20 protein-coding genes, 1 pseudogene and 1 riboswitch are annotated in these 19,934 nt (G+C 70.4%); of the genes and pseudogenes, 10 read left to right on the forward strand and 11 right to left on the reverse strand.

What is annotated here, in order from left to right; genetic code table 11:
• The first annotated feature begins 64 nt into the window (after positions 1–64).
• Together E1292_RS11295 and E1292_RS11300 are read left to right on the forward strand one after the other, a co-directional pair.
• Entirely contained in the window at positions 65–718 is a 654-nt protein-coding gene (locus E1292_RS11295; RefSeq protein ID WP_246090056.1) for a TetR/AcrR family transcriptional regulator, read from the forward strand.
• A gap of 11 nt (positions 719–729) precedes the next feature.
• A complete protein-coding gene (locus E1292_RS11300; RefSeq protein ID WP_132594779.1) occupies positions 730–1,479 on the forward strand; it encodes a methylenetetrahydrofolate reductase in 750 nt (249 codons plus the stop codon).
• A 73-nt stretch (positions 1,480–1,552) separates the two neighbouring features.
• On the opposite strand, the gene E1292_RS11305 is transcribed toward E1292_RS11300, so the two are convergent.
• The 7 genes from E1292_RS11305 to purS form a co-directional block, all read right to left on the reverse strand.
• Positions 1,553–2,995: an MFS transporter gene (locus tag E1292_RS11305; RefSeq protein WP_132594781.1), complete on the reverse strand. Its 1,443-nt coding sequence runs from the start codon at positions 2,993–2,995 to the stop codon at positions 1,553–1,555.
• Between the two features lie 44 nt (positions 2,996–3,039).
• Positions 3,040–3,702: a Crp/Fnr family transcriptional regulator gene (locus E1292_RS11310; protein ID WP_132594783.1), complete on the reverse strand. Its 663-nt coding sequence runs from the start codon at positions 3,700–3,702 to the stop codon at positions 3,040–3,042.
• Positions 3,703–3,735: 33 nt separating this feature from the next.
• Positions 3,736–5,775 carry an adenylate/guanylate cyclase domain-containing protein gene (locus tag E1292_RS11315; RefSeq protein WP_220446768.1) on the reverse strand — a complete coding sequence of 680 codons (2,040 nt, stop codon included), beginning with the start codon at positions 5,773–5,775 and terminating at the stop codon, positions 3,736–3,738.
• Between the two features lie 80 nt (positions 5,776–5,855).
• Positions 5,856–8,111 (reverse strand): phosphoribosylformylglycinamidine synthase subunit PurL, encoded by a 2,256-nt coding sequence (gene purL, locus E1292_RS11320; protein ID WP_132594785.1) that lies wholly within the window; start codon positions 8,109–8,111, stop codon positions 5,856–5,858.
• Between the two features lie 55 nt (positions 8,112–8,166).
• Positions 8,167–8,850: a phosphoribosylformylglycinamidine synthase subunit PurQ gene (gene purQ / locus E1292_RS11325; protein ID WP_132594787.1), complete on the reverse strand. Its 684-nt coding sequence runs from the start codon at positions 8,848–8,850 to the stop codon at positions 8,167–8,169.
• 140 nt (positions 8,851–8,990) lie between these two features.
• Positions 8,991–9,377, reverse strand: a complete 387-nt coding sequence (locus E1292_RS11330; RefSeq protein WP_132594789.1) for an ATP-binding protein — start codon at positions 9,375–9,377, stop codon at positions 8,991–8,993.
• A 221-nt stretch (positions 9,378–9,598) separates the two neighbouring features.
• The gene (purS, locus tag E1292_RS11335; RefSeq protein ID WP_132594791.1) at positions 9,599–9,844 is read right to left on the reverse strand and encodes a phosphoribosylformylglycinamidine synthase subunit PurS; all 246 of its coding nucleotides are present in this window, start codon (positions 9,842–9,844) and stop codon (positions 9,599–9,601) included.
• Positions 9,845–10,107: 263 nt separating this feature from the next.
• On the opposite strand from purS, the gene pdhA reads away from it, so the two are divergent.
• The 4 genes from pdhA (at position 10,108) to E1292_RS11355 (ending at position 14,029) form a co-directional block, all read left to right on the forward strand.
• Positions 10,108–11,229, forward strand: coding sequence for a pyruvate dehydrogenase (acetyl-transferring) E1 component subunit alpha (gene pdhA / locus E1292_RS11340; RefSeq protein ID WP_439331883.1), 1,122 nt, complete (start codon positions 10,108–10,110; stop codon positions 11,227–11,229).
• A complete protein-coding gene (locus E1292_RS11345) occupies positions 11,226–12,206 on the forward strand; it encodes an alpha-ketoacid dehydrogenase subunit beta (protein WP_132594795.1) in 981 nt (326 codons plus the stop codon). The genes pdhA and E1292_RS11345 overlap by 4 nt, the downstream gene beginning before the upstream one ends.
• Positions 12,207–12,217: 11 nt before the next feature.
• The gene (locus E1292_RS11350) at positions 12,218–13,621 is read left to right on the forward strand and encodes a dihydrolipoamide acetyltransferase family protein (protein WP_132594797.1); all 1,404 of its coding nucleotides are present in this window, start codon (positions 12,218–12,220) and stop codon (positions 13,619–13,621) included.
• Positions 13,622–13,735: 114 nt separating this feature from the next.
• Positions 13,736–14,029 carry a Dabb family protein gene (locus E1292_RS11355; RefSeq protein WP_132594799.1) on the forward strand — a complete coding sequence of 98 codons (294 nt, stop codon included), beginning with the start codon at positions 13,736–13,738 and terminating at the stop codon, positions 14,027–14,029.
• Here E1292_RS11355 and E1292_RS11360 read toward each other — a convergent pair.
• The 3 genes from E1292_RS11360 to E1292_RS11370 form a co-directional block, all read right to left on the reverse strand.
• Positions 14,026–14,250: a hypothetical protein gene (locus tag E1292_RS11360; RefSeq protein WP_132508392.1), complete on the reverse strand. Its 225-nt coding sequence runs from the start codon at positions 14,248–14,250 to the stop codon at positions 14,026–14,028. The two genes, E1292_RS11355 and E1292_RS11360, sit on opposite strands and share 4 nt — an antisense overlap.
• A gap of 71 nt (positions 14,251–14,321) precedes the next feature.
• Positions 14,322–15,260 carry an MBL fold metallo-hydrolase gene (locus E1292_RS11365; protein ID WP_132594802.1) on the reverse strand — a complete coding sequence of 313 codons (939 nt, stop codon included), beginning with the start codon at positions 15,258–15,260 and terminating at the stop codon, positions 14,322–14,324.
• 146 nt (positions 15,261–15,406) lie between these two features.
• The gene (locus tag E1292_RS11370) at positions 15,407–17,212 is read right to left on the reverse strand and encodes an acyl-CoA dehydrogenase (RefSeq protein ID WP_132594804.1); all 1,806 of its coding nucleotides are present in this window, start codon (positions 17,210–17,212) and stop codon (positions 15,407–15,409) included.
• A gap of 101 nt (positions 17,213–17,313) precedes the next feature.
• Between E1292_RS11370 and E1292_RS11375 the strand changes: the two genes are divergently transcribed.
• From E1292_RS11375 to E1292_RS11385, 3 genes are all read left to right on the forward strand, one after another.
• Positions 17,314–18,117, forward strand: a complete 804-nt coding sequence (locus E1292_RS11375) for a class I SAM-dependent methyltransferase (RefSeq protein ID WP_246090055.1) — start codon at positions 17,314–17,316, stop codon at positions 18,115–18,117.
• A 25-nt stretch (positions 18,118–18,142) separates the two neighbouring features.
• A riboswitch (guanidine-III (ykkC-III) riboswitch) is annotated at positions 18,143–18,201 on the forward strand.
• A gap of 32 nt (positions 18,202–18,233) precedes the next feature.
• On the forward strand, positions 18,234–18,548 hold the full coding sequence (locus E1292_RS11380) for a DMT family transporter (RefSeq protein WP_132594808.1): 315 nt from the start codon (positions 18,234–18,236) through the stop codon (positions 18,546–18,548).
• A gap of 31 nt (positions 18,549–18,579) precedes the next feature.
• Positions 18,580–18,963 (forward strand): VOC family protein, encoded by a 384-nt coding sequence (locus E1292_RS11385; protein WP_132594810.1) that lies wholly within the window; start codon positions 18,580–18,582, stop codon positions 18,961–18,963.
• A 7-nt stretch (positions 18,964–18,970) separates the two neighbouring features.
• Here E1292_RS11385 and E1292_RS11390 read toward each other — a convergent pair whose 3' ends face one another.
• Positions 18,971–19,420 carry a hypothetical protein gene (locus E1292_RS11390; RefSeq protein WP_165974482.1) on the reverse strand — a complete coding sequence of 150 codons (450 nt, stop codon included), beginning with the start codon at positions 19,418–19,420 and terminating at the stop codon, positions 18,971–18,973.
• A 75-nt stretch (positions 19,421–19,495) separates the two neighbouring features.
• On the opposite strand from E1292_RS11390, the pseudogene E1292_RS53615 reads away from it, so the two are divergent.
• Positions 19,496–19,906, forward strand: a pseudogene (locus tag E1292_RS53615) (GNAT family N-acetyltransferase); the annotation flags it as partial.
• Positions 19,907–19,934: the final 28 nt, after the last annotated feature.

Below are 19,934 nucleotides of genomic sequence, written 5' to 3' on the forward strand. Positions count from 1 at the left end.
CTCCTATACAGCGTACTTGTACGTCGTATAGTTGAACGTGTACGTCGTATAGTTGTCAACCGTGATGGGAAAACTGACCGCGCGGGCGATCGCGGAGCGGGCCTTGGAGATCGGCGACGCCGAAGGGCTTGACGCCGTCACGATCCGGCGGCTGGCCTCCGACCTGGGCGTCACCCCGATGGCTCTCTACTGGCACTTCAAGAACAAGGAGCAGCTGATCATCGGCATGGCCGACCACCTGATCGGCGGCTTCGCGCCCAAGCCCGCCGACGAGCGCCCGTGGCAGGAGCAACTGCGCGACCTGACCGAGGGCCTGATCAACACCCTGCGCACACACCCCTGCGCCAAGCACGTGATCGAGCAGATCGACGCCGTCGCGGTGCCGAACTTCCTGGCCGTCTGGGACCAGGCGCTCGGGCTGGCTCGCGCGGCCGGGTTCAGCGTGGAGGAGAGCTGTCTGATCACGAAATATCTGCTGCAGAGCGCCATCGCCATCGCCGACGCCCCGGTCCATCACCAGGCCTACCTGTCCGGCGAGGATTTCGCGCAGCAGGTCAGCTTCAAGCGGCTCGGCCTGCAGTCGCTGCCCGGCGAGCGCTACCCGCACCTGGTGGAGATGGCCGGCCCGCTGGTCGAGCCGATGGACCCGCACCTGTACGACACGTTCGGCGTCGACCTGGTGCTCAGCGGCATAGAAGCGCTGGCGGCCCGGCGTTAGAGTCGTGACTCATGGCCTTCGAGCTGATCTGTGAGATCGAACCGCCGACCAAGCCCGATCTGAAGCACGTCAGGCACCAGATCGACACCATGAGCAAGGTCGCCCACGCCTTCCTCATCCCCGACAACCACATCGGCCGCGCGACGGTGTCCAGCGTCGCGGTGGCGCACGAGGTCGAGGCGATGGGCGGGCGCGGCATCGCCTGCCTCAATTCGCGCGACCGCAACCTGCTCGGCTTCCGCCGCGACCTGCTGACGGCGGCCGCGTACGGCGTGGAGCAGTTCCTGTTCGTCTACGGCGACAAGCCGGCGAGCGGCAACCGTACGAGCGATCTCACGGTGCGCTCCATGATCGCGGAGGCGAGGGAGTTCTCGCCCGGCTCCCGCCTGGGCGCCGCGGCGGGGCTGCGCCCGCTGCCGGCCTGGAAACGCGCGGCCGACTTCCTCTTCCTCCAGGTCTCCTTCTCGGTGGAGGCCCAGCTGCGCTGGCGCGAGGCGCACCCGGTGGACGTGCCCGTCTACGCGGGTGTCATGGTGCTGGCCAGCGCCGGCCACGCCCGCGGCCTGGCCGCCGCGATCCCCGACATCGCGCTGCCCGACGCCCTGGTGGAGCAGGTGGCCGCCGACCGCCAGGCGGGCGTGGAGGCGGCCTGCGAGCAGGCGCTCGCCCTGCGCGACTCCGGCGCCTTCGACGGCGTGCACCTCATCCCCGTCTCCCGCTACCGCGACGTGGAACGCATGCTCGCCTCCTCCTTCGGATGAGCCCGAGCTCCGATCGTGTTCGGTGTCCTGGTGCGCTCGACGGCGCCACGGGGTCGTTCCGTCCGGTGATACGTCAGCGGGTCCGAGGGCGGGCCAGGGCGGCGAGCAGGGCGCCGGCCAGGGCCACGGCGAAGAGCACCGCGTACGCCCGCTGGAAGCCGTCCATGAGCTGCCCCACCGCCACCGGCGACAGGGTGGACAACGTCCCGGCGTACACCTGGGCCCTGAGCGCGGGCCCCACCGCACTGGTCAGCACGCTGAGCGACAGGCCGACGCTGATCACGACGCCGACGTTCATGATCATGACGCGGAACCCGTTGACGACCCCGAGACTCCCGGCCGGCAACGCCCGCATCACCTGCGTGGTGTTGCCGGTCAGGAACGTTCCGCTGCCGCAGCCGGCCAGGAACAACCCGATCCCGATCACCCAGTACGGCGTCGCCGGATCGGCCGTCAGCATCAGCGTGCCGAGCCCCGCCGCGCTCAGCGTGGCGCCGCCGATCGACAGCGCGTACGGCGACACCCGCCGCCCCAGCAGGCCCGTGAGGGGGGAGGCCAGCCCGATCCCGACGGGCACGGGGAGCACGCTCAGCCCTGCCGCGAACGCGTCCACGCCCCTGGCCGCCTGGAAGTACAGCGCCACCACGAGGATCAGCGCGGAGCGGGCCAGCGCGTTGCAGAACGACGCCAGGTTCGCGTACGCCAGCAGCCGACCCGCGAACAACCGCAGGTCCAGCACCGGGTTCGCGGAGCGCCGCTCGGCCAGCACGACCAGCGGCACCAGCACCACGAAGATTGTTGCCCCGGCCGCCACGACGGGGCTCGCCAGGCCGCCGGAGCCGGCCTCCGACAACGCCAGCAGCACCGCCGACAACGCCGCGAACAGCAGCACGTTGCCCAGCGCGTCCACCGGCTCCTTCGGCCTTCTGGGCATCTTGCGTAAGATCGTCGCCCCCACGCCCAGCGCGAGCAGCCCGGCGGGCACGTTCACCCAGAAGATCCACTGCCAGCCCGCCGTCTCCGCGATCAGGCCGCCGAGCGTGGGCCCGGTCAGCTGCGCCACCGACAAGGTGCCGATGTAGACGCCCATGCCCTGGCTGAGCCGCTCCGGCGGGAACGCGTCCGTGATGATCACCGTGCCGTTCGCGAGGATCATCGCCGCCCCCACAGCCTGGAACACCCGCATCCCGATCAGGAACCACACGTCCGGCGACAGCCCGGCCAGCAGCGAGGCCAGGGTGAACAGCGCGAACCCCGTCAGGTAGACCTCGCGCCTGCCCAGCAGGTCGGCCACCCGGCCGAAGAACACCAGGCTCGCGGTGTTGACCAGCAGGAACGCCAGCAGGATCCACCCGGACTCCAGCGGGCCCGCGCGGAAGTGCCGCACCACCGTGGGCAGCGCGACGTTGAGCGTGCTGCCCGCGATGCCGATGAGGACGAGCCCCAGGCTGGTGACCGCGCAGACGCGCCAGGCGTAGCGCAGGCGGCTGCCGTCTTGGGGGGTGACCGCGACCATGCCCCCACTATGACGTACGGCGTACGGCTGACCTGCCGCCGGGGCTAGCGGGCACGCTGGCGCAGCCCCTCGACGTCGTGAATGATCACGCGCCGCCGGCCTGTCTCGATCAGCCCCCGGTCGCGCAACGTGCGCAGCGCCTTGCTGACGGCCTCGCGGGAGGAGCCCGTCCACCCCGCCAGCTCGTCCTGCGACAGCGGCAGCGCCACGCGTACGCCGGCGTCGGTCTGCTCGCCGTAGCGTTCGGCCAGCTCCAGCAGCCGCGTCGCCACCCGGCCCGTGGTGTCGAACGCGCCGTACTCGATGCGCTTCCTGTCGGAGTCGCGCAGGCGCTCGCTGACGAGCTTCATGAGCAGCACCGCGACGCGCCCGTGGGACTCGAGGAAGGAGACGAAGTCGCGGACGACGACGCCCGTGACCGGCTCCAGCGTGGTGACCGTGGCCGAGCGCGGCGACCCGTCGATGGCCGACTGCTCGCCGATCAGCCCGCCGGGGCCGCGCACGGCGAGCACCACCTCGTTGCCGCTGCTCGTGTGCGAGGAGACCTTCACCCGGCCCTCCAGCAGCACGAGCACCCAGTCGGACGTGTCGCCCTCGGTGATGACGGTCGTGCCGCGGTCCCAGCGGCGCAGCCGGCCTGCCGAGCGCAGCGCCGCCACCTCATCGTCGGTGAGCAGGGACAGGAACTCGCCGGGCTCTGCTTTCATGGGCCGATTATGTCGGTACGGGAGGCCGCCCCTCTACGGCAGATCGGTGAGAACGTACGCCGCGACGAGCTCCTCCTTGCCCTTGAGGTTGAGCCGCCCCAGGGGCCGCACCGCCGCGTCGCGGCCCAGCTGCCTGAGTGTCGTCTCGCCGATGACGACCGTGCCCGGCTCGGCGACCCCCTGGAGCCTGGCGGCCACGTTCACGCAGTCGCCCATCGCGTTGAAGCCGCGCAGCTCGGGGCTGCCGATGTTGCCGACCAGGGCGGGGCCGGTGTTGACGCCCACCCGGAAGGTCGGCCACTCGACGTCGTCGACCCGCTTCCACGCCATCTCCTCGGCCACCTCGGCGGCGGCGCGCTGCATGTCGAGGGCGGCCCGGCAGGCGGCCCTGGCGTGATCGGCCTGCAGGGCGGGCGCGTTGAACAGGGCGAGCAGCGCGTCGCCCACGAACTGGACGATGGTGCCGCCGTTGTTGAGGATGCATGGGACGGCCGCCGTGTGGTAGCGGTTGAGCATCTCGACGATCTCGCCGGGAGTCACCTTCTCGGAGAACGTCGTGAAGCCCTTGAGGTCGGCGAAGAGCGCGCTCAGCTCCTTCAGCTCACCGCCGAGCGCCGCCTGGCCGGGGTCGGCGAGCAGGGCGTGGGCCACGTCGGGCGACATGTACTGGTGGAACAGGGTGTGCAGCTCCTGGTAGAGGCGGGCGTTCTCCAGGGAGATGGACAGCTGTCCCGCCAGCGTGGCGGCCAGCGCCTCGTCCTGGCTGGTGCGGCCGATCGGCACCTCCAGCACGCCGGCGAGCCTGCCCTTGACGGTCAGGGGGAAGGCGAGCAGGTGGTCGCGCCGGATCGGGGTGTCGCCGTCGAAGCGGTAGTCGCGCGAGCCGATCTGGGTGGTGCCGTCGGCGACCAGCCCGATCTTGACGTCGCCGTACGCCTGCCGCACCCGCTCCAGCGACGAGGCCAGCAGTTCCTGCTCGGGCAGCCCGATCCGGGTCTGGGCGCTCACCGACACCAGGGCGGCCAGCCGCTCCGACAGCTCGCGCTCGTTGGCCAGCGCCTCGCCGGCCCGGCCGAGCACCGCCGCCTGGCCCTCGTTGAGCCGGAACTTGCCCGACAGCCGGGTCGCGGCCAGCGGCTCGCCGCGGCGTACGTGCTCGACCAGCTCTTCGAGCGCCTTGTCGTAGTCCTGCTGGATGCGGCGGACGGTCGCGGCCAGCGCCACCGAGTCGAACAGCCCCGCGCTCGACCCCTCCCGCCGGAACTGCAGGTAGGCGCTGTAGGCCACGAACACGAAGGCGAACGTGAGCAGCAGGTGCCACTCCCACCAGGACAGGTGCCAGTTGAGCTGCGACATCCCGGCGATCATGCTCTCCGCCAGCAGCGCGTACGCCGTGATCAGGCTGATCAGCATCGCCGAGGGGCGCCGCCGATGCAGCCGGAACATCAGCACGCTGGCCGCGCCGTAGAGCAGGAGGCCGGGGATGGACGCCCAGATCAGCCAGTCGATCGGCGTGACCGCCGGCGGCTCGCTGAGCGGCGTCAGCCCGGGGACCAGCGACGTGACGCCCCACAGCACCATGATGCCGACGAGCGCGCCGCGGATGAAGTGCTGGGCGCCGAGGACGGACTTGGCCGCCGCCTCGCCCAGCGGCAGCGCCGAGCCGAACGCGAACACCGCCGCGATCGACAGGCCCACCTGCTGGCCCAGGTCGAACCCCAGCGAGCCGGTCGGCAAAATGATCTTGGGGGTGGCCAGGCCGTGCAGGAAGAAGAAGCCCGCGCTGCTCAGGAAGACCATGGAGACGAGGAACAGCCGGGCGTCGTTGCGGCGCCGTGACGCCTCGCTGACCATGGCGCCGAGCACGACGTTGACCCCGGCCACGAGGATGATCATCCAGAAGTGGCCGGCGTTGTGCTGCCAGGAGATGTTGATGTGCGGCTGGCTCAGCAGCAGCCAGAGGCCGAGCAGCGGCAGGACGAGGTGGATGCCCCACACCACACCCCGCACGGGCTGGGTCGCGGGAGGCAGGTAAGAGGTCGGACCGGGGGTGGGCACAGACCGATTATCCACGCGAGATCCTCGTCGCCAATGCGTCGTTCTACTCACTGGAAGGGCCGGTCGGAAAACCCGGCCGGCCCTCCGGCGGATCGTCAGCCGAACAGCGCGGGGAGCGCCGCCTCGTGCGTCTCCCTCAGCTCGGCCACGGGGATCTCCAACACGTCCTCGACGACCAGCGTGTCGCCGCCGGTCATGCCGAGCCCGTAGCAGGGCACGTCGTGGCGCCCGCACAACGACGCGAATTCGTCGTAGGCTTCCGGCCGCACGGCGACGAGCGCCCGCGAGGACGACTCGCTGAACAGGTCGGTGAACGGCTCGCCGCTCAGCGCCACGGAGGCGCCGACGCCCCGCACCAGGCAGGACTCGGCCAGCGCCACGGCCAGCCCGCCGTCGGACAGGTCGTGCGAGCCGGCCAGCAGCCCCCTGCGGGCGCCCTCGACCAGCACCGTGGCCAGCGCCCGCTCCGCCTCCAGAACGGCCTGCGGCGGCAGCCCACCCAGGTGGCGGTGGGCGACGTGGGCCCACTCGGAGCCGCCGAACTCCTCGCGCGTGTCGCCGAGCAGGACGACCCGCAGCCCTTCCGCGGTGAACCCGGTCGGCACCCGCTTGGCGACGTCGTCGATGACGCCGAGCACGCCCACGACCGGCGTGGGATGGATGGCCGTCGAGCCCGTCTGGTTGTAGAAGGAGACGTTGCCGCCGGTCACCGGCACGCCGAGCGCCCGGCAGGCGTCGGCCAGGCCGCGCGTGGCCTCGGCGAACTGCCACATGACCTCGGGGTCCTCGGGGGAGCCGAAGTTGAGGCAGTTGGTGACGGCGAGCGGCCGGGCGCCGGTCACGGCGACGTTCCTGTAGGCCTCCGCGAGCGCGAGCTGCGCCCCCGCGTAGGGGTCGAGCTTGGCGTAACGCCCGTTGCCGTCGGTGGCCAGCGCGATGCCGCGGGTCGTCGGCTCGTGCTCGGCGCCGGCCATGGTCTCCGAGATCCGCACCATGCCCGCGTCGGCCGGCTGGGCCAGCACGGTGTTGGAGCGGACGTAGCGGTCGTACTGGGAGGTCACCCACTCCTTGGAGGCCAGGTTGGGCGAGCCGAGCAGCTTGAGCAGCGTCTCGCGCAGGTCGGCGGGCCGCTCCAGCCGGTCGGGGGTGTCGGCGTTGAGCGCGGCCTGGCCGGCCGGCTCGTGGTAGGGGCGTTCGTAGACGGGGCCGTCGTCGGCGGCCGTGCCCGGCGGGATGTCGACGATGATCTCGTCCTCCCACGTCATGACCAGGCGGCCGGTGTCGGTGACCTCGCCGATGACGGTCGCGGGGACGTCCCACTTCTCGCAGATCGCCATGAACGCCGGGATGTCGCGCGGCTCGACCACGGCCATCATGCGCTCCTGCGACTCGCTCATCAGGATCTCCTCGGGCCTGAGCGAGGGGTCGCGGAGCGGGACGCGGGTGAGGTCGACGTGCATGCCGCCGGTGCCCTTGGCGGCCAGCTCGGTCGTGGCGCACGAGACGCCGGCCGCGCCGAGGTCCTGGATGCCGACGACGACGTCGGCGGCGTAGAGCTCCAGGCAGCACTCGATGAGCAGCTTCTCCATGAACGGGTCGCCGACCTGGACGGCGGGACGCTTGGCGTGTGACTCGTCCTCGAACGTCGCCGAGGCCAGCACCGAGGCGCCGCCGATGCCGTCGGGGCCCGTGGACGCGCCGAACAGCACGACCTTGTTGCCGGGGCCGGGCGCGGTGGCCAGTTTGATCTGGTCTTTGCGCAGCAGGCCCACGCACAGGGCGTTGACCAGCGGGTTGCCGATGTAGCAGGGGTCGAAGACGACCTCGCCGCCGATGTTGGGCAGGCCCAGGCAGTTGCCGTAGTGGCCGATGCCCTCGACCACGCCGGGCAGCACCCGGCGGGTGTCCACGGCGTCGGCGCCGCCGAAGCGCAGCGCGTCCATGACGGCGATCGGCCGCGCGCCCATCGACATGATGTCGCGCACGATGCCGCCGACGCCGGTGGCCGCGCCCTGGTGCGGCTCGACGTAGGACGGGTGGTTGTGCGATTCGATCTTGAACGTGGCCGCCCAGCCGTCGCCGATGTCGACCACGCCGGCGTTCTCGCCCATGCCCACGAGCAGCGCCTCGGACTTGGGCGCCTTGGTGGCGAACTGCTTGAGATGCACCTTGGACGACTTGTAGGAGCAGTGCTCGGACCACATGACGCTGTAGATGGCCAGCTCGGAGCCGGTGGGACGGCGGCCGAGGATCTCCTTGACCCGGGCGTACTCGTCCGGCTTCATCCCCAGCTCGGCGAAGGGCATCGGCTCGTCGGGGGTCTTGGCGGCCTTGCGCACGCTGTCGATCATTCGCCCTCCTCCGCCGGTCGAAGGACCGTGTCCATAAGCCGCTCGTTCCACTCGCTCATGCGTCCACCAGGTTTTTCAGGATGGAGGTGAAGAAGCCGAGGCCGTCGGTGCTCGGCGCGCCGACCAGCTCCTCGACCGCGTGCTCGGGGTGCGGCATGAGCCCGACCACGTTGCCCGCCTCGTTGCGGATGCCCGCGATGTCGTTGAGCGAGCCGTTGGGGTTGCCGCCGACGTAGCGCACGACCACGTGGCCACCGGCCTCGAGCGCGGCCAGCGTCTCGTCGGAGGCGACGTAGCGGCCCTCGCCGTGCTTGACCGGCAGCACGATCTCCTGGCCCTGGTCGAACGCGTTGGTCCACGCGGTCGCGGTCTGCTCGATGCGGACGCGCTGGTCACGGCAGACGTAGTGGAGCGACGCGTTGCGGGTCAGCGCGCCGGGCAGCAGGTGCGCCTCGCACAGGATCTGGAACCCGTTGCACGTGCCGATCACCGGCAGTCCCGCCCCCGCGGCCGGGACCAGCTCCTCCATGATCGGCGCGAACCGCGAGATGGCGCCGCAGCGCAGGTAGTCGCCGTAGGAGAAGCCGCCGGGCAGGAACACGGCGTCGACCCCCTTCAGGTCGTGGTCGGCGTGCCACAGCGGAACCGCCTGCGCGCCCACGAGGTGCACGGCTCTGGCGGCGTCCTGGTCGTCGAGAGTTCCTGGAAACGTGACTACGCCCACACGGGCAGCGCTCATGACAGTCGTCCCCTCCGAGGAATGCGCGCGCACGCGCCACCGTCTCTTCGGGGCGGACGGCGGTCTGCGGCGGTGTAACCCAGGTTATCGGGTGCTCGCGCGTGGTCCGCATCGGCTTGTGCGCGATGCGCCGGCGCAGGTCAGACGGCTGCGAGCGCGCGGGGACGGGCCTGCGCCTCGTCGTCCCAAGCGAGCGTCTTGCGCAGGTGGACCGTGGTGCCGCGGCCGGGCTCGGTGCCGAAGGAGATCTCGTCGACGACGGAGCGCATGATCAGCAGGCCGCGGCCGTTCTCGGTGTCGGGCGGGGGAAAGTGCGCGGGCATCGACGGCACGCCCGCGCCGCTGTCGGCGACGCGTACGTCGCAGTGGCCGTAACCGATCGACGCCGTCACCTCGTAGCGGTTGGCGGGTCCTCCGTGCCGCACCGCGTTGGAGCACGCCTCGGAGACGGCGAGCAGCATGTCGGCGATGCAGGTCTCACTCACGTTGAGTGAGCGCAGGGCATCGCCTAGCACTCGCCTGACCATCGGTATGCCGATCGCATCCCGAGGCAACGCCAACGAGAACTCAATATCCACCGGACTCCTCCGGGCGCCAGAATGTCACCTGGAGTAGGTTTCCCTGTGAAATCGGGGCTAACCGCAAAATCACGTTGTTGTTATTTACTGTTGGCTTGCCCGTGGCATTGTGGCACGTCAGAACCCCGCTTTAACCGACCAGGGGTAAATCGGGGGATCAAATGTGCGTTCTACTCCTCAACCCGGACGGTGTAGTCCTCGATCACCGTGTTGGCCAGAAGGGTCTCGGCCATCTTGCGCACCTCGGCCAGCGCCGCGTCGTCGGCCGGGCCCTCGACCTCCAGCTCGAAACGTTTGCCCTGGCGCACGGCCGCGACGCCGGAGAAGCCGAGCCTGGGCAGCGCCCTGGCGATCGCCTGGCCCTGGGGATCGAGGATCTCGGGCTTCAACATGACGTCCACGATGACGCGGGCCACTGCGTTCCTCCTGGGAGCGGTGGGTGGGTGGGAAGCACAGCCTACCGGCGCGTGTGGCCGCCGACACAACGGGAACGGGGAGGACATGGGGCTTGCGCGCAGGGCTGTGACGTCTGCCACCATGGCCCCAAAGCGTACGAACCATCACCATATGGTTCTTCGCCAAGGAGGCCGGCCTGAGGTGGCAACCCCATCGACACCCGGCCCTGACGCACAGGAGTGGCCATGACCGAGCTTGTCGAGGTCGTCCGTGAGCACAGCACATGTGCCGCGAGACCGGCGAAGGAGGTCTCGTGACAACCGAAGCCTCACGTGGTGCTGAGGCGCCGCCGGAGCTCGTCCAGTTGCTCACCCCCGAAGGGGAGCGGGTCGAGCACCCCGACTACGACATCGACCTGACCCCCGAGGACATCCGGTCGCTCTACCGCGACCTCGTGCTCGTCCGCCGCATCGACCTGGAGGCCGTGGCGCTGCAGCGCCAGGGCGAGCTGGGCATCTGGGCCTCGCTGCTGGGCCAGGAGGCGGCCCAGATCGGCTCGGGCCGCGCGCTGACCGACGTCGACATGGCGTTCCCCACCTACCGGGAGCACGGGGTGGCGTGGTGCCGCGACGTCGACCCGGTGAAGCTGCTCGGCCTGTTCAGAGGCGTCAACCACGGCGGGTGGGACCCCAAGGAGCACAACTTCCACCTGTACACGATCGTGATCGGCAGCCAGACGCTGCACGCCGTCGGCTACGCGATGGGCATCCAGCGCGACGACGCCAGCGCCGCCACCATCGCCTACTTCGGCGACGGCGCCACCTCGCAGGGCGACGTGAACGAGTCGTTCATCTGGGCCAGCGTGTTCAACGCGCCGATCGTGTTCTTCTGCCAGAACAACCAGTGGGCGATCTCCGAGCCCCTGGAGAAGCAGAGCCGCATCCCCCTCTACCGCCGCGCCTCGGGCTTCGGCTTCCCCGGCATCAGGGTCGACGGCAACGACGTGTTCGCCTGCCTCGCGGTGACCAGGAAGGCGCTCGAAGCCGCCCGTACGGGGCAGGGCCCGACGCTCATCGAGGCGTTCACGTACCGCATGGGCGCCCACACCACCACCGACGACCCCACGCGCTACCGCGTGGCCAGCGAGCTGGAGGCGTGGAAGCTCAAGGACCCGATCGAGCGGGTCAAGGCCTACCTGTTCAAGAACGAACAAGCCGACCAGGCGTTCTTCGACGCCGTCGACGGCGAGGCCGCCCAGCTCGGCGCCGATCTGCGCAGGCGCTGCCTGGCCATGCCCGATCCCGAACCGCTCGCCATCTTCGACCACGTCTACAGCGAGTCCCACGCCCTGATGGACCAGGAGCGCGCCCAGTTCGCCGCGTACCTGGAGGGGTTCGCCAAATGACGATCATGAGCCTTTCCAAGGCCCTCAACGAAGGCATGCGCCAGGCCATGGAGGACGACCCCAAGGTCCTCATCATGGGCGAGGACGTCGGCAAGCTGGGTGGCGTCTTCCGCGTCACCGACGGCCTGCAGAAGGACTTCGGCGAGGACCGCGTCATCGACACGCCGCTGGCCGAGTCGGGCATCATCGGCACCGCGATCGGGCTGGCGCTGCGCGGCTACCGGCCGGTGTGCGAGATCCAGTTCGACGGGTTCGTCTTCCCCGCGGCCGACCAGATCATCACACAGCTGGCCAAGATGCCGATGCGCTCGCTGGGCGCGATCAAGCTGCCGGTCGTCGTACGCATCCCCTGCGGCGGCGGCATCGGGGCGGTCGAGCATCACAGCGAGTCGCCGGAGGCGTACTTCACCCACACGGCCGGCCTGCGGGTCGTGGCCTGCTCCAACCCGGCCGACGCGTACACCATGATCCAGCAGGCCATCCGCAGTGACGATCCGGTGATCTTCTTCGAGCCCAAGCGCCGCTACTGGGAGAAGGCCGACATCGACACCGACTCCACCGAATGGTGGCCGCCGCTGCACGCGGCCAAGGTGGTGCGGCCGGGCACCGACGCCACGCTGCTGGCCTACGGGCCCATGGTGAAGACGTGCCTGGAGGCCGCCACGGCGGCCGAGGACGACGGGCGCTCGCTGGAGGTGATCGACCTGCGCTCGCTCAACCCGCTGGACGAGCCGCTGGTCCTGGAGTCCGCCCGCAGGACCGGGCGGGTCGTGGTCGTGCACGAGGCCCCCGTCAACAACGGGTTCGGCGCCGAGCTCGCCGCCAGGATCACCGAGCAGTGCTTCTACCACCTGGAGTCGCCCGTGCTGCGGGCCGGCGGCTTCTCCACCCCCTACCCGCCGTCGAAGCTGGAGGAGCACTACCTGCCCGATCTGGACAGGGTGCTCGACGCCGTCGACCGGGCCTTCGGGTACTGAGGGGGTTGTCCATGCGACGCGAGTTCAAGCTCCCTGACGTCGGGGAGGGCCTGACGGAGGCGGAGATCGTCCGCTGGCACGTCAAGTCGGGCGACGACGTCAAGGTCAACCAGATCGTCGTCGAGATCGAGACGGCGAAGTCGATCGTCGAGCTGCCGATCCCGTGGGACGGCGTGGTGGCCGACCTGATGGCCGACGAGGGCACGACGGTCGAGGTGGGCGTCCCGATCATCGCCGTGGACACGGCGGGCGAAGCGGCTGGGGACACGGCGGAGGGCGCTGACGGGCCGGGCGGCCGGGCCAGGGCCCTGGCCGACGACATGGTCCCGAAGCCGCCGGCGGAGGGCGCCGTCGAGCCCGGCGCGCACGGCAGCCCGGCGCCCAAGGAGGAACGCCAGGCGGTCCTGGTGGGCTACGGCGTCAAGACGGGCGCCACCAAACGACGCCCGCGCAAACAACAGTCGGCCGCGGCCGCCCCGGTGGCCAACCCGGACCGCGTGGGGGTGGACAGCCCGTCCGCACCGGCTCCCGCCGCACAGGTGCCCCCGGCGGGGCCGCAGGTGCTGGCCAAGCCGCCGGTCCGCAAGCTGGCCAAGGACCTGGGCGTGGACCTGGCGAACGTCACCGGCACGGGCCCCGCGGGTTCGATCACCCGCGAGGACGTGCACGCGGCCACCCGGGCCGCACCCGTGGCGGCGCCGCAGCCGAGGCGCGAGCGCGAGGAGCGCATCCCGATCAAGGGCGTGCGCAAGATGACCGCCCAGGCGATGGTCGCCAGCGCCTTCACCGCCCCGCACGTCACCGAGTTCCTCCAGGTGGACGTGACGAGGACGATGGAGGCCGTCCGGCGCCTGCGTGACCTCCCCGAGTTCGCGGAGGTCAAGGTCTCCCCGCTCCTCCTGGTGGCCAGGGCCGTGCTCACCGCGGCCGGACGGCACCCGTCGATCAACTCCTCCTGGGACGAGGCGGCGCAGGAGATCGTGGTCAAGCACTACGTGAACCTGGGCATAGCCGCCGCGACCCCGCGCGGCCTGGTGGTGCCCAACATCAAGGGCGCCGACGCGCTGTCCCTGCCCGAGCTCGCCGCGCAGCTGGGCCGGCTCACGGAGACGGCAAGGGCGGGCCGTACGCAACCGGCCGAGATGTCGGGCGGCACCATCACGATCACCAACGTCGGCGTGTTCGGCGTCGACGCCGGCACCCCGATCCTGAACCCGGGCGAGGCCGCCATCCTCGCCTTCGGCCAGGTCAGGGACATGCCGTGGGTGGTCGACGGCGAGCTGGCGGTGCGCAAGGTGACGACGCTGGCGCTCTCGTTCGACCACCGGATCGTGGACGGCGAGCTGGGCTCGCTGTTCCTGCGTGACGTGGGAGCCATGCTGGAGGACCCGCTCCGCATGCTCGCCTGGAGCTGACCCCCGGGTACGGCGACCGCCGGGAGGACCCCTCTCCCGGCGATCGCCGTGGCGGGGACGCCCGCACCCGATCACACCAGAGGCGCCGGCGTCCCGATGAAATACATTGGCCCCATGATTCGCCACATCGTGCTGTTCACCTGGAAAGACGACGCCACCGACGAGCAGCGGGCCGCCGTGACGGCCGAGCTGGGCAAACTGCCCGGCGTCATCCCCCAGCTGTGCGCCTTCACCGTCGGCGCCGACGCGGGCATCAACCAGGGCAACCACGACTACGCGGTGGTGGCCGACTTCGACAGCGTCGACGACTACCTGATCTATCGCGACCATCCCCTGCACCAGGCGGTGATCGTCGATCACATCAGGCCGATCCTCGCGAGCCGCGCCGCCGTGCAGCTGAAGCTCTAGATCTCAGGAGGGTTGTTCTCCCGGTGCATCAGCCGGTGGTCGGACGTCTGGCCCCGCCGAGGGGCCAGCACGATGCTCAGGACCACCCCCACCCCGCCGACGATCATGAAGATGATGCCGATGATGTCCATGTGGACGCTCTGTCCGAACACATCGGGCTCGATGGCGAACTTCAGGATGGCGCCGAGCGTGAGGAAGAAGATGCTGACCCCGACACCCATGACGACCTCCAGGAAAAAAGCGTGTACAGCACCGGTCATACCCGAGTAAACGCGATCACACCCGCGACTTCTCAGGCCAGACAAGACAGGGGCCGGCCGCCGTTGTAGGTGATCATGTCGAGGATGGCGGTGGCGAGGTCGATCGGGGCGCCGGGCGGCTGGCCGTCGAGCTCGGCGTAGGCACGGTGCAGGTTGCCGACGATGCGCTCGGCGTCCAGCAGCCCGGCCCACTCGCCCAGATCGGTCTCCCTGGCCGCCTCGAGCGGCGACAGCCCGGCCTCCCTGCCCCGTGCGGCGGTCTCCTGCACGAACCGCAGGTAGCCCTCGACCTGGTCGTAGACCTCGGGCCCGCAGATCTCCCCGTGGCCGGGCACGATGGTCGCCGCGTCGAGCCCCCTGAGCTGCGCTAGCGCGTCCAGGGCCCCAGCGACCGAGCCCATCAGCACGAACGGCGTGCCGCCGTTGAAGACGAGGTCGCCGGAGAACAGCAGCCGCCGCCCGGGGATCCACACGTACGAGTCGTTGGTCGTGTGGGCCGCGTGCCCGACGTGCCTGACCTCGCACCTCAGGTCGTCGGAGTACACGGTCACGCGGTCGGTGAAGGTGAGGAACGGCGGCGTCACCTCCATCGCGCCCCACTCCACCGCGGGCGACCAGGCGGAGCGGTAGGCGGGGACGCCGTCGGCGATGATCTGGTCGCGCACGCCCTCGTGGCCGACGATCGTCGCCTCGGGGAACAACCAGTTGCCGAACGTGTGGTCGCCGTGGTGGTGGGTGTTGATCAGGGTGGTGACCGGCCGGTCGCTGACCCGGCCGATGGCCTGCTTGAACGCACGCGTCCGCCGCTCGGTAGAGCAGGCGTCGACGCAGATGACGCCGCGCCGCCCGGCCAGGAAACCGGTGTTGTTGATCCACCAGCTCCCGTCGGGCTGCACGTAGGCGTAGACGCCGTCCGACACCTCTTCGACGCGGGCGGGCGGCAGGGGATGATCGTGAGAAGCGGAACTCATGCCCGCGAAGGTACTCGCCGGGACGGCCGCTGGCTGTGGCCTGGGCGACAGGACGCCCGCCCGGCGCGCCGAGCGGGCGCCCGCGGCCTAGGAGCGGGCGTCCACGGCCTCAGAAGGCCTCTCGGCAGGAGCGGGCGTCCACGGCCTCAGAAGGCCTCCTCGGGCAGTTCCATGAGCTCCTGGCCGGTCGCGGCGAGCACGCGCCGCTCGGCGGCCAGGCGCGGCAGCACGGTCTTGGCGAAGAAGGAGGCCGCGCCGACCTTGCCGAGGTAGAACGGGTCCTCGCCGTCGGCCAGCTTGGCCAGGGCCACCTCGGCCTGCCGCAGCAGCAGCCAGCCGATCACCAGGTCGCCCAGCGCGAGCAGCAGCCTGGTGGTGTTGAGCCCGACCTTGTAGACCTCCTGCGGCGACTCCAACGAGGCCAGCGCCCAGCCGGCCATGGTGTCGCCCATGGCCTTGACCTCGGCGGCGGCCTCGGCCAGCAGCTTGCGCTCCTCCTTGAGCCGGCCGTTGCCCGCCTCGGAGACGGCGAACTCGTCGATCTCGGCCAGCAGCGCGCCGATCGCGGCGCCCTGGTTGCGCAGGATCTTCCTGAAGAACAGGTCGAGGCCCTGGATCGCGGTCGTGCCCTCGTACAGGGAGTCGATCTTGGCGTCGCGGATGTACTGCTCGATCGGATAGTCCTGCAGGTAGCCGGAGCCGCCCAGGGTCTGCAGCGAGCGGGAGAGCAGCTCGTACGACCGCTCGGAGCCGACCCCCTTGACGATGGGCAGCAGCAGGTCGTTCATGGCCTGGGCGTGCCGGTCGTCCGGGTCGATGAGGAGGGCGTCCTGGAAGGTAGCGGTGTAGAGCACCAGGGCGCGCATGCCCTCCGCGTACGCCTTCTGCAGCATGAGCTCGCGGCGGACGTCGGGGTGGTGGGTGATGGACACCCGCGGAGCGGTCTTGTCGGACATCTTCGTCATGTCCGCGCCCTGGAGCCTGGCCCTGGCGTACTCCAGCGCGTTCAGGTAGCCGGTGGACAGCGTGGCGATGGCCTTGGTGCCGACCATCATGCGGGCGTGCTCGATCACCATGAACATCTGCTTGATGCCCTCGTGCACGTCGCCCACCAGCCAGCCGACCGCCGGGTGCTTGTCGCCGAAGGTCAGCTCGCAGGTCGTGGAGGCCTTCAGGCCCATCTTCTTCTCGACGTTGGTGACGTAGACGCCGTTGCGCTCGCCGAGCTCGCCGGTCTCGAGGTCGACGTGGAATTTCGGCACCAGGAACATCGACAGCCCCTTGGTGCCGGGGCCGTGGCCCTCGGGGCGGGCCAGCACGAGGTGGAAGATGTTCTCGGTCATGTCCTGCTCGGCGCTGGTGATGAAGCGCTTGACACCCTCGATGTGCCAGGTGCCGTCGGGCTGCTCGATCGCCTTCGCCCGTCCGGCGCCCACGTCGGAGCCGGCGTCGGGCTCGGTGAGCACCATGGTGGCGCCCCAGTTGCGCTCGATGGCCAGCTCGGCGAAGCGCTTCTGCTCCGCGTTGCCCACCCGCCACAGGGTGTAGGCGAAGTTGGGGCCGGCCGCGTACATGTAGAGGGCCGGGTTGGCGCCGAGCACCATCTCGGCCGTGGCCCAGGCCAGGCTCCGGGGAATGCCGGGGCCGCCCAGCTCGGCGGGCAGGTCGATGTGCGTCCAGCCGCCGTCGACCAGCGCCCTGTACGACCTCTTGAAGCCGTCGGGGACGCGCACGGACCCGGTCGCCGCGTCGAACACGGGCGGGTGCCTGTCGCCCTCCTCGAAGGAGTCGGCCAGGACGCCGGTGGCCAGCCTGCCTACCTCGTCGAGGATGCTGCGGGCGACCTCCTCGTCCACTTCCGCAAAGGGCCCCGTGCCGAGGATTTCGCGCCTGCCGAGCACCTCGAAAAGGTTGAACTCCAGGTCGCGCACGTTGCTCTTGTAGTGGCCCATGGGTGTCGCTCTCCTTGAACCGCGCTTGGTGTACCGACCAGTAACCTTACTCTGAAATGCTACCCGCGGGTAACCCCTGCTATGCATGGCATGCTCTCTCCATGGACGCCGAAGAACTCGCCGCCCGATGGCGAGAGCGACTGGAATCCTGGGCCATTCCCGAAGCGATCTTGGCCAAGGCTCCCGTTGATCCATGGGGTCACTCACCCGAGCGGTTCGCCACCCGAACCGACCGGGCGCTGGCCGAGCCCGACGACGGCCCGACCACGACCAGGCTCGCCGAGGCGCTGGCCGGGCCCGGCAAGGGCACGCTGCTCGACGTCGGCGCCGGCTCCGGCGCCGCGTCGTTGCCGCTGCGGGAGCGCATCGGTCACCTCTACGCGGTCGACACCTCGGCGTCCATGCTGGAGGATCTGGCGGCCCGGGCCGACAAACTGGGGGTGCCGGTCACCACTGTCGCGGGCCGCTGGCCCGACGTGGCCGACGACGTGCCCGTGGCCGACGTGGCCATCGCCGCGCACGTCGTCTACAACGTTCCCGACCTGGCCGGCTTCCTGCGGGCGCTCGACCGCCGCACGCAGGGGCGGGTGGTGCTGGAGCTGCCGCACCGCCACCCCATGAGCTGGCTGACGCCGCTGTGGCAGCACTTCCACGGGGTCGACCGGCCGGTGCGGCCCGTCGCGGAAGACTGCGTGGCGCTGGCCGCGGCGCTCGGCTACTCCGTCCGGGTGGAGGAGCGAGAGGCGCCCCTGGAACGTTTCACATCGCTGGAAGAGCTGGCCGCCAGCGCCTGCCGCCGGATCTGCCTCGACCCGTCCATGGCGGACGAGGTGGCGTCGACGGTGCTGGAGCTGGGCATGTGGCCGATGCCGAGAGACCGGTGGACCACGGTCTGGTGGGAATGAGAGGCATAGGCCGCACGTTGTCGCTGGAGAGCTGACGGCTCCCGGACGAGACGCGCCGTACCCGGCACGACAAGACGACGCATCCGCACAGTCTCGTTCACCAGGAGTTCGTGATCATGGCATGGATTCTTCTCGTGCTGGCCGGCGTCTTCGAGATCGCCATGGCCCTCTCGCTCAAACTCAGCAACGGGTTCACCCATCTGTGGTGGACCCTGTCGTTCCTGGGCACGGCCGTGCTGAGCTTCGGCCTGCTCTCGTACGCGCTCAAGTCCCTGGAGGTCGGCACCGCGTACGCCGTCTGGACCGGGGTCGGCGCGGCCGGCACCGCGATACTCGGCATGATCGCCATGGGCGACGAGGTGTCGCTGCCCCGCATCGCGTGCATCGCGCTGATCCTGGCGGGCGTCATCGGGCTGCGAACACTGGCTTGACGTCTTTGGTGGTGTCGGGTTGGGTGGCTTGGTGATCGAAATTCATGCCGTCTCCATCGACGCCGACAACCCGTACGAGATCGCCAGCTGGTGGAGCAGGGCCACCGGGCTGCCGCTGGGCGAGGGCGACCAGCCCGGTGACGACGAGATCATGCTCCGCACCAAGCAGGACCCGTTCCTGCTCTTCCTGAAGGTTCCCGAGGGCAAGACGGTCAAGAACCGCGTGCACCTCGACGTCAACGGCATGGACGGCAGGACCCGTGACGAGGAGGTCGAGCGGCTGGTCGGGATGGGCGCGACCGTCGCCGACGACCGGCGCCGGCCCGACGGCAGCGGCTGGGTGGTCATGCACGACCCCGAGGGCAACGAGTTCTGCGTCTGCCGCAGCCAGGAGGAGCGGGAGGCCCAGAGCTGACGCGGGGTCAGCGGGCCGATCGGGCCCTGCCCTGCATGGTCAGCGTCACGATGGCGGTGATGAGGTAGACCAGCGCGCCGTGCCACAGCGCGTCGACGGCCGAGCCGAACACGCCCTCCCCGTCGAGCACGAGCTGCACCGGATAGTCCAGCACGGCCGTGATGCCGGCGGGCAGCAGCGCGAACTTCCACGGGTGCCGCAACGACCACACGCGAGCCTGCCGGGTCACCCGGTCGCCGTCCTCCGGCTTCGCCACCGCGCCGATCGCGGCGACCAGCGCGAACAGGCTGATGCCCAGGCCCAGCGCCCACACCAGGTCGCCGCCGCCCGTGAGCAGGCCGAACCCGTAGCTGGTCGCCGAGACGACGCCACCGCTGATGGCGGCGGCCTTCCAAGGAGCGCCACGCAGGGCGGCGCCCGACAGCGATACCTCGTCGCGTCGACTGATTTCGTTCATGCCCCCATGCTGCCTTTCCGGTCACCCTGGGGGCATCGGGGGCGGACCCTGACCTGTCCCTGACATCATGCGGACATGCAGAAAGTCGTGATAACGCATCTTGGCCCCGGCGAGGCTGACCGGCTGCGGTCGGTCCGGCTGCGCGCCCTCCAGGACGCCCCGGACGCCTTCGGGTCGTCGTACGGACGCGAGGTCGCCTTTCCGCCCGAAAAATGGGCCGAGAGATCGAGCGATCCGGGCTCGCGGTGGTGGGTGGCCGAGAGCGGCGGCGCCGACGTGGGCCTGGTGTGCGTGCTGCTGGAGGACAGCGGGGCGCACCTGCTGTCCATGTGGGTCGCCCCCGAGGCCAGAGGCGGGGGTGTGGGCTCCCGGCTGGTCGACACGGCCGTGGAGTGGGCCAGGAGCACCGGCGCTGAGGAGATCGGCCTCTGGGCGGTCGACCGGAACCACACCGCCCGCGCCCTCTACGCCCGCAAGGGCTTCACCCCGAGCGGCCGGGTCATGGCGCTGCCGT

This window comes from Nonomuraea deserti (assembly GCF_004348685.1).
GTDB lineage: Bacteria > Actinomycetota > Actinomycetes > Streptosporangiales > Streptosporangiaceae > Nonomuraea > Nonomuraea deserti.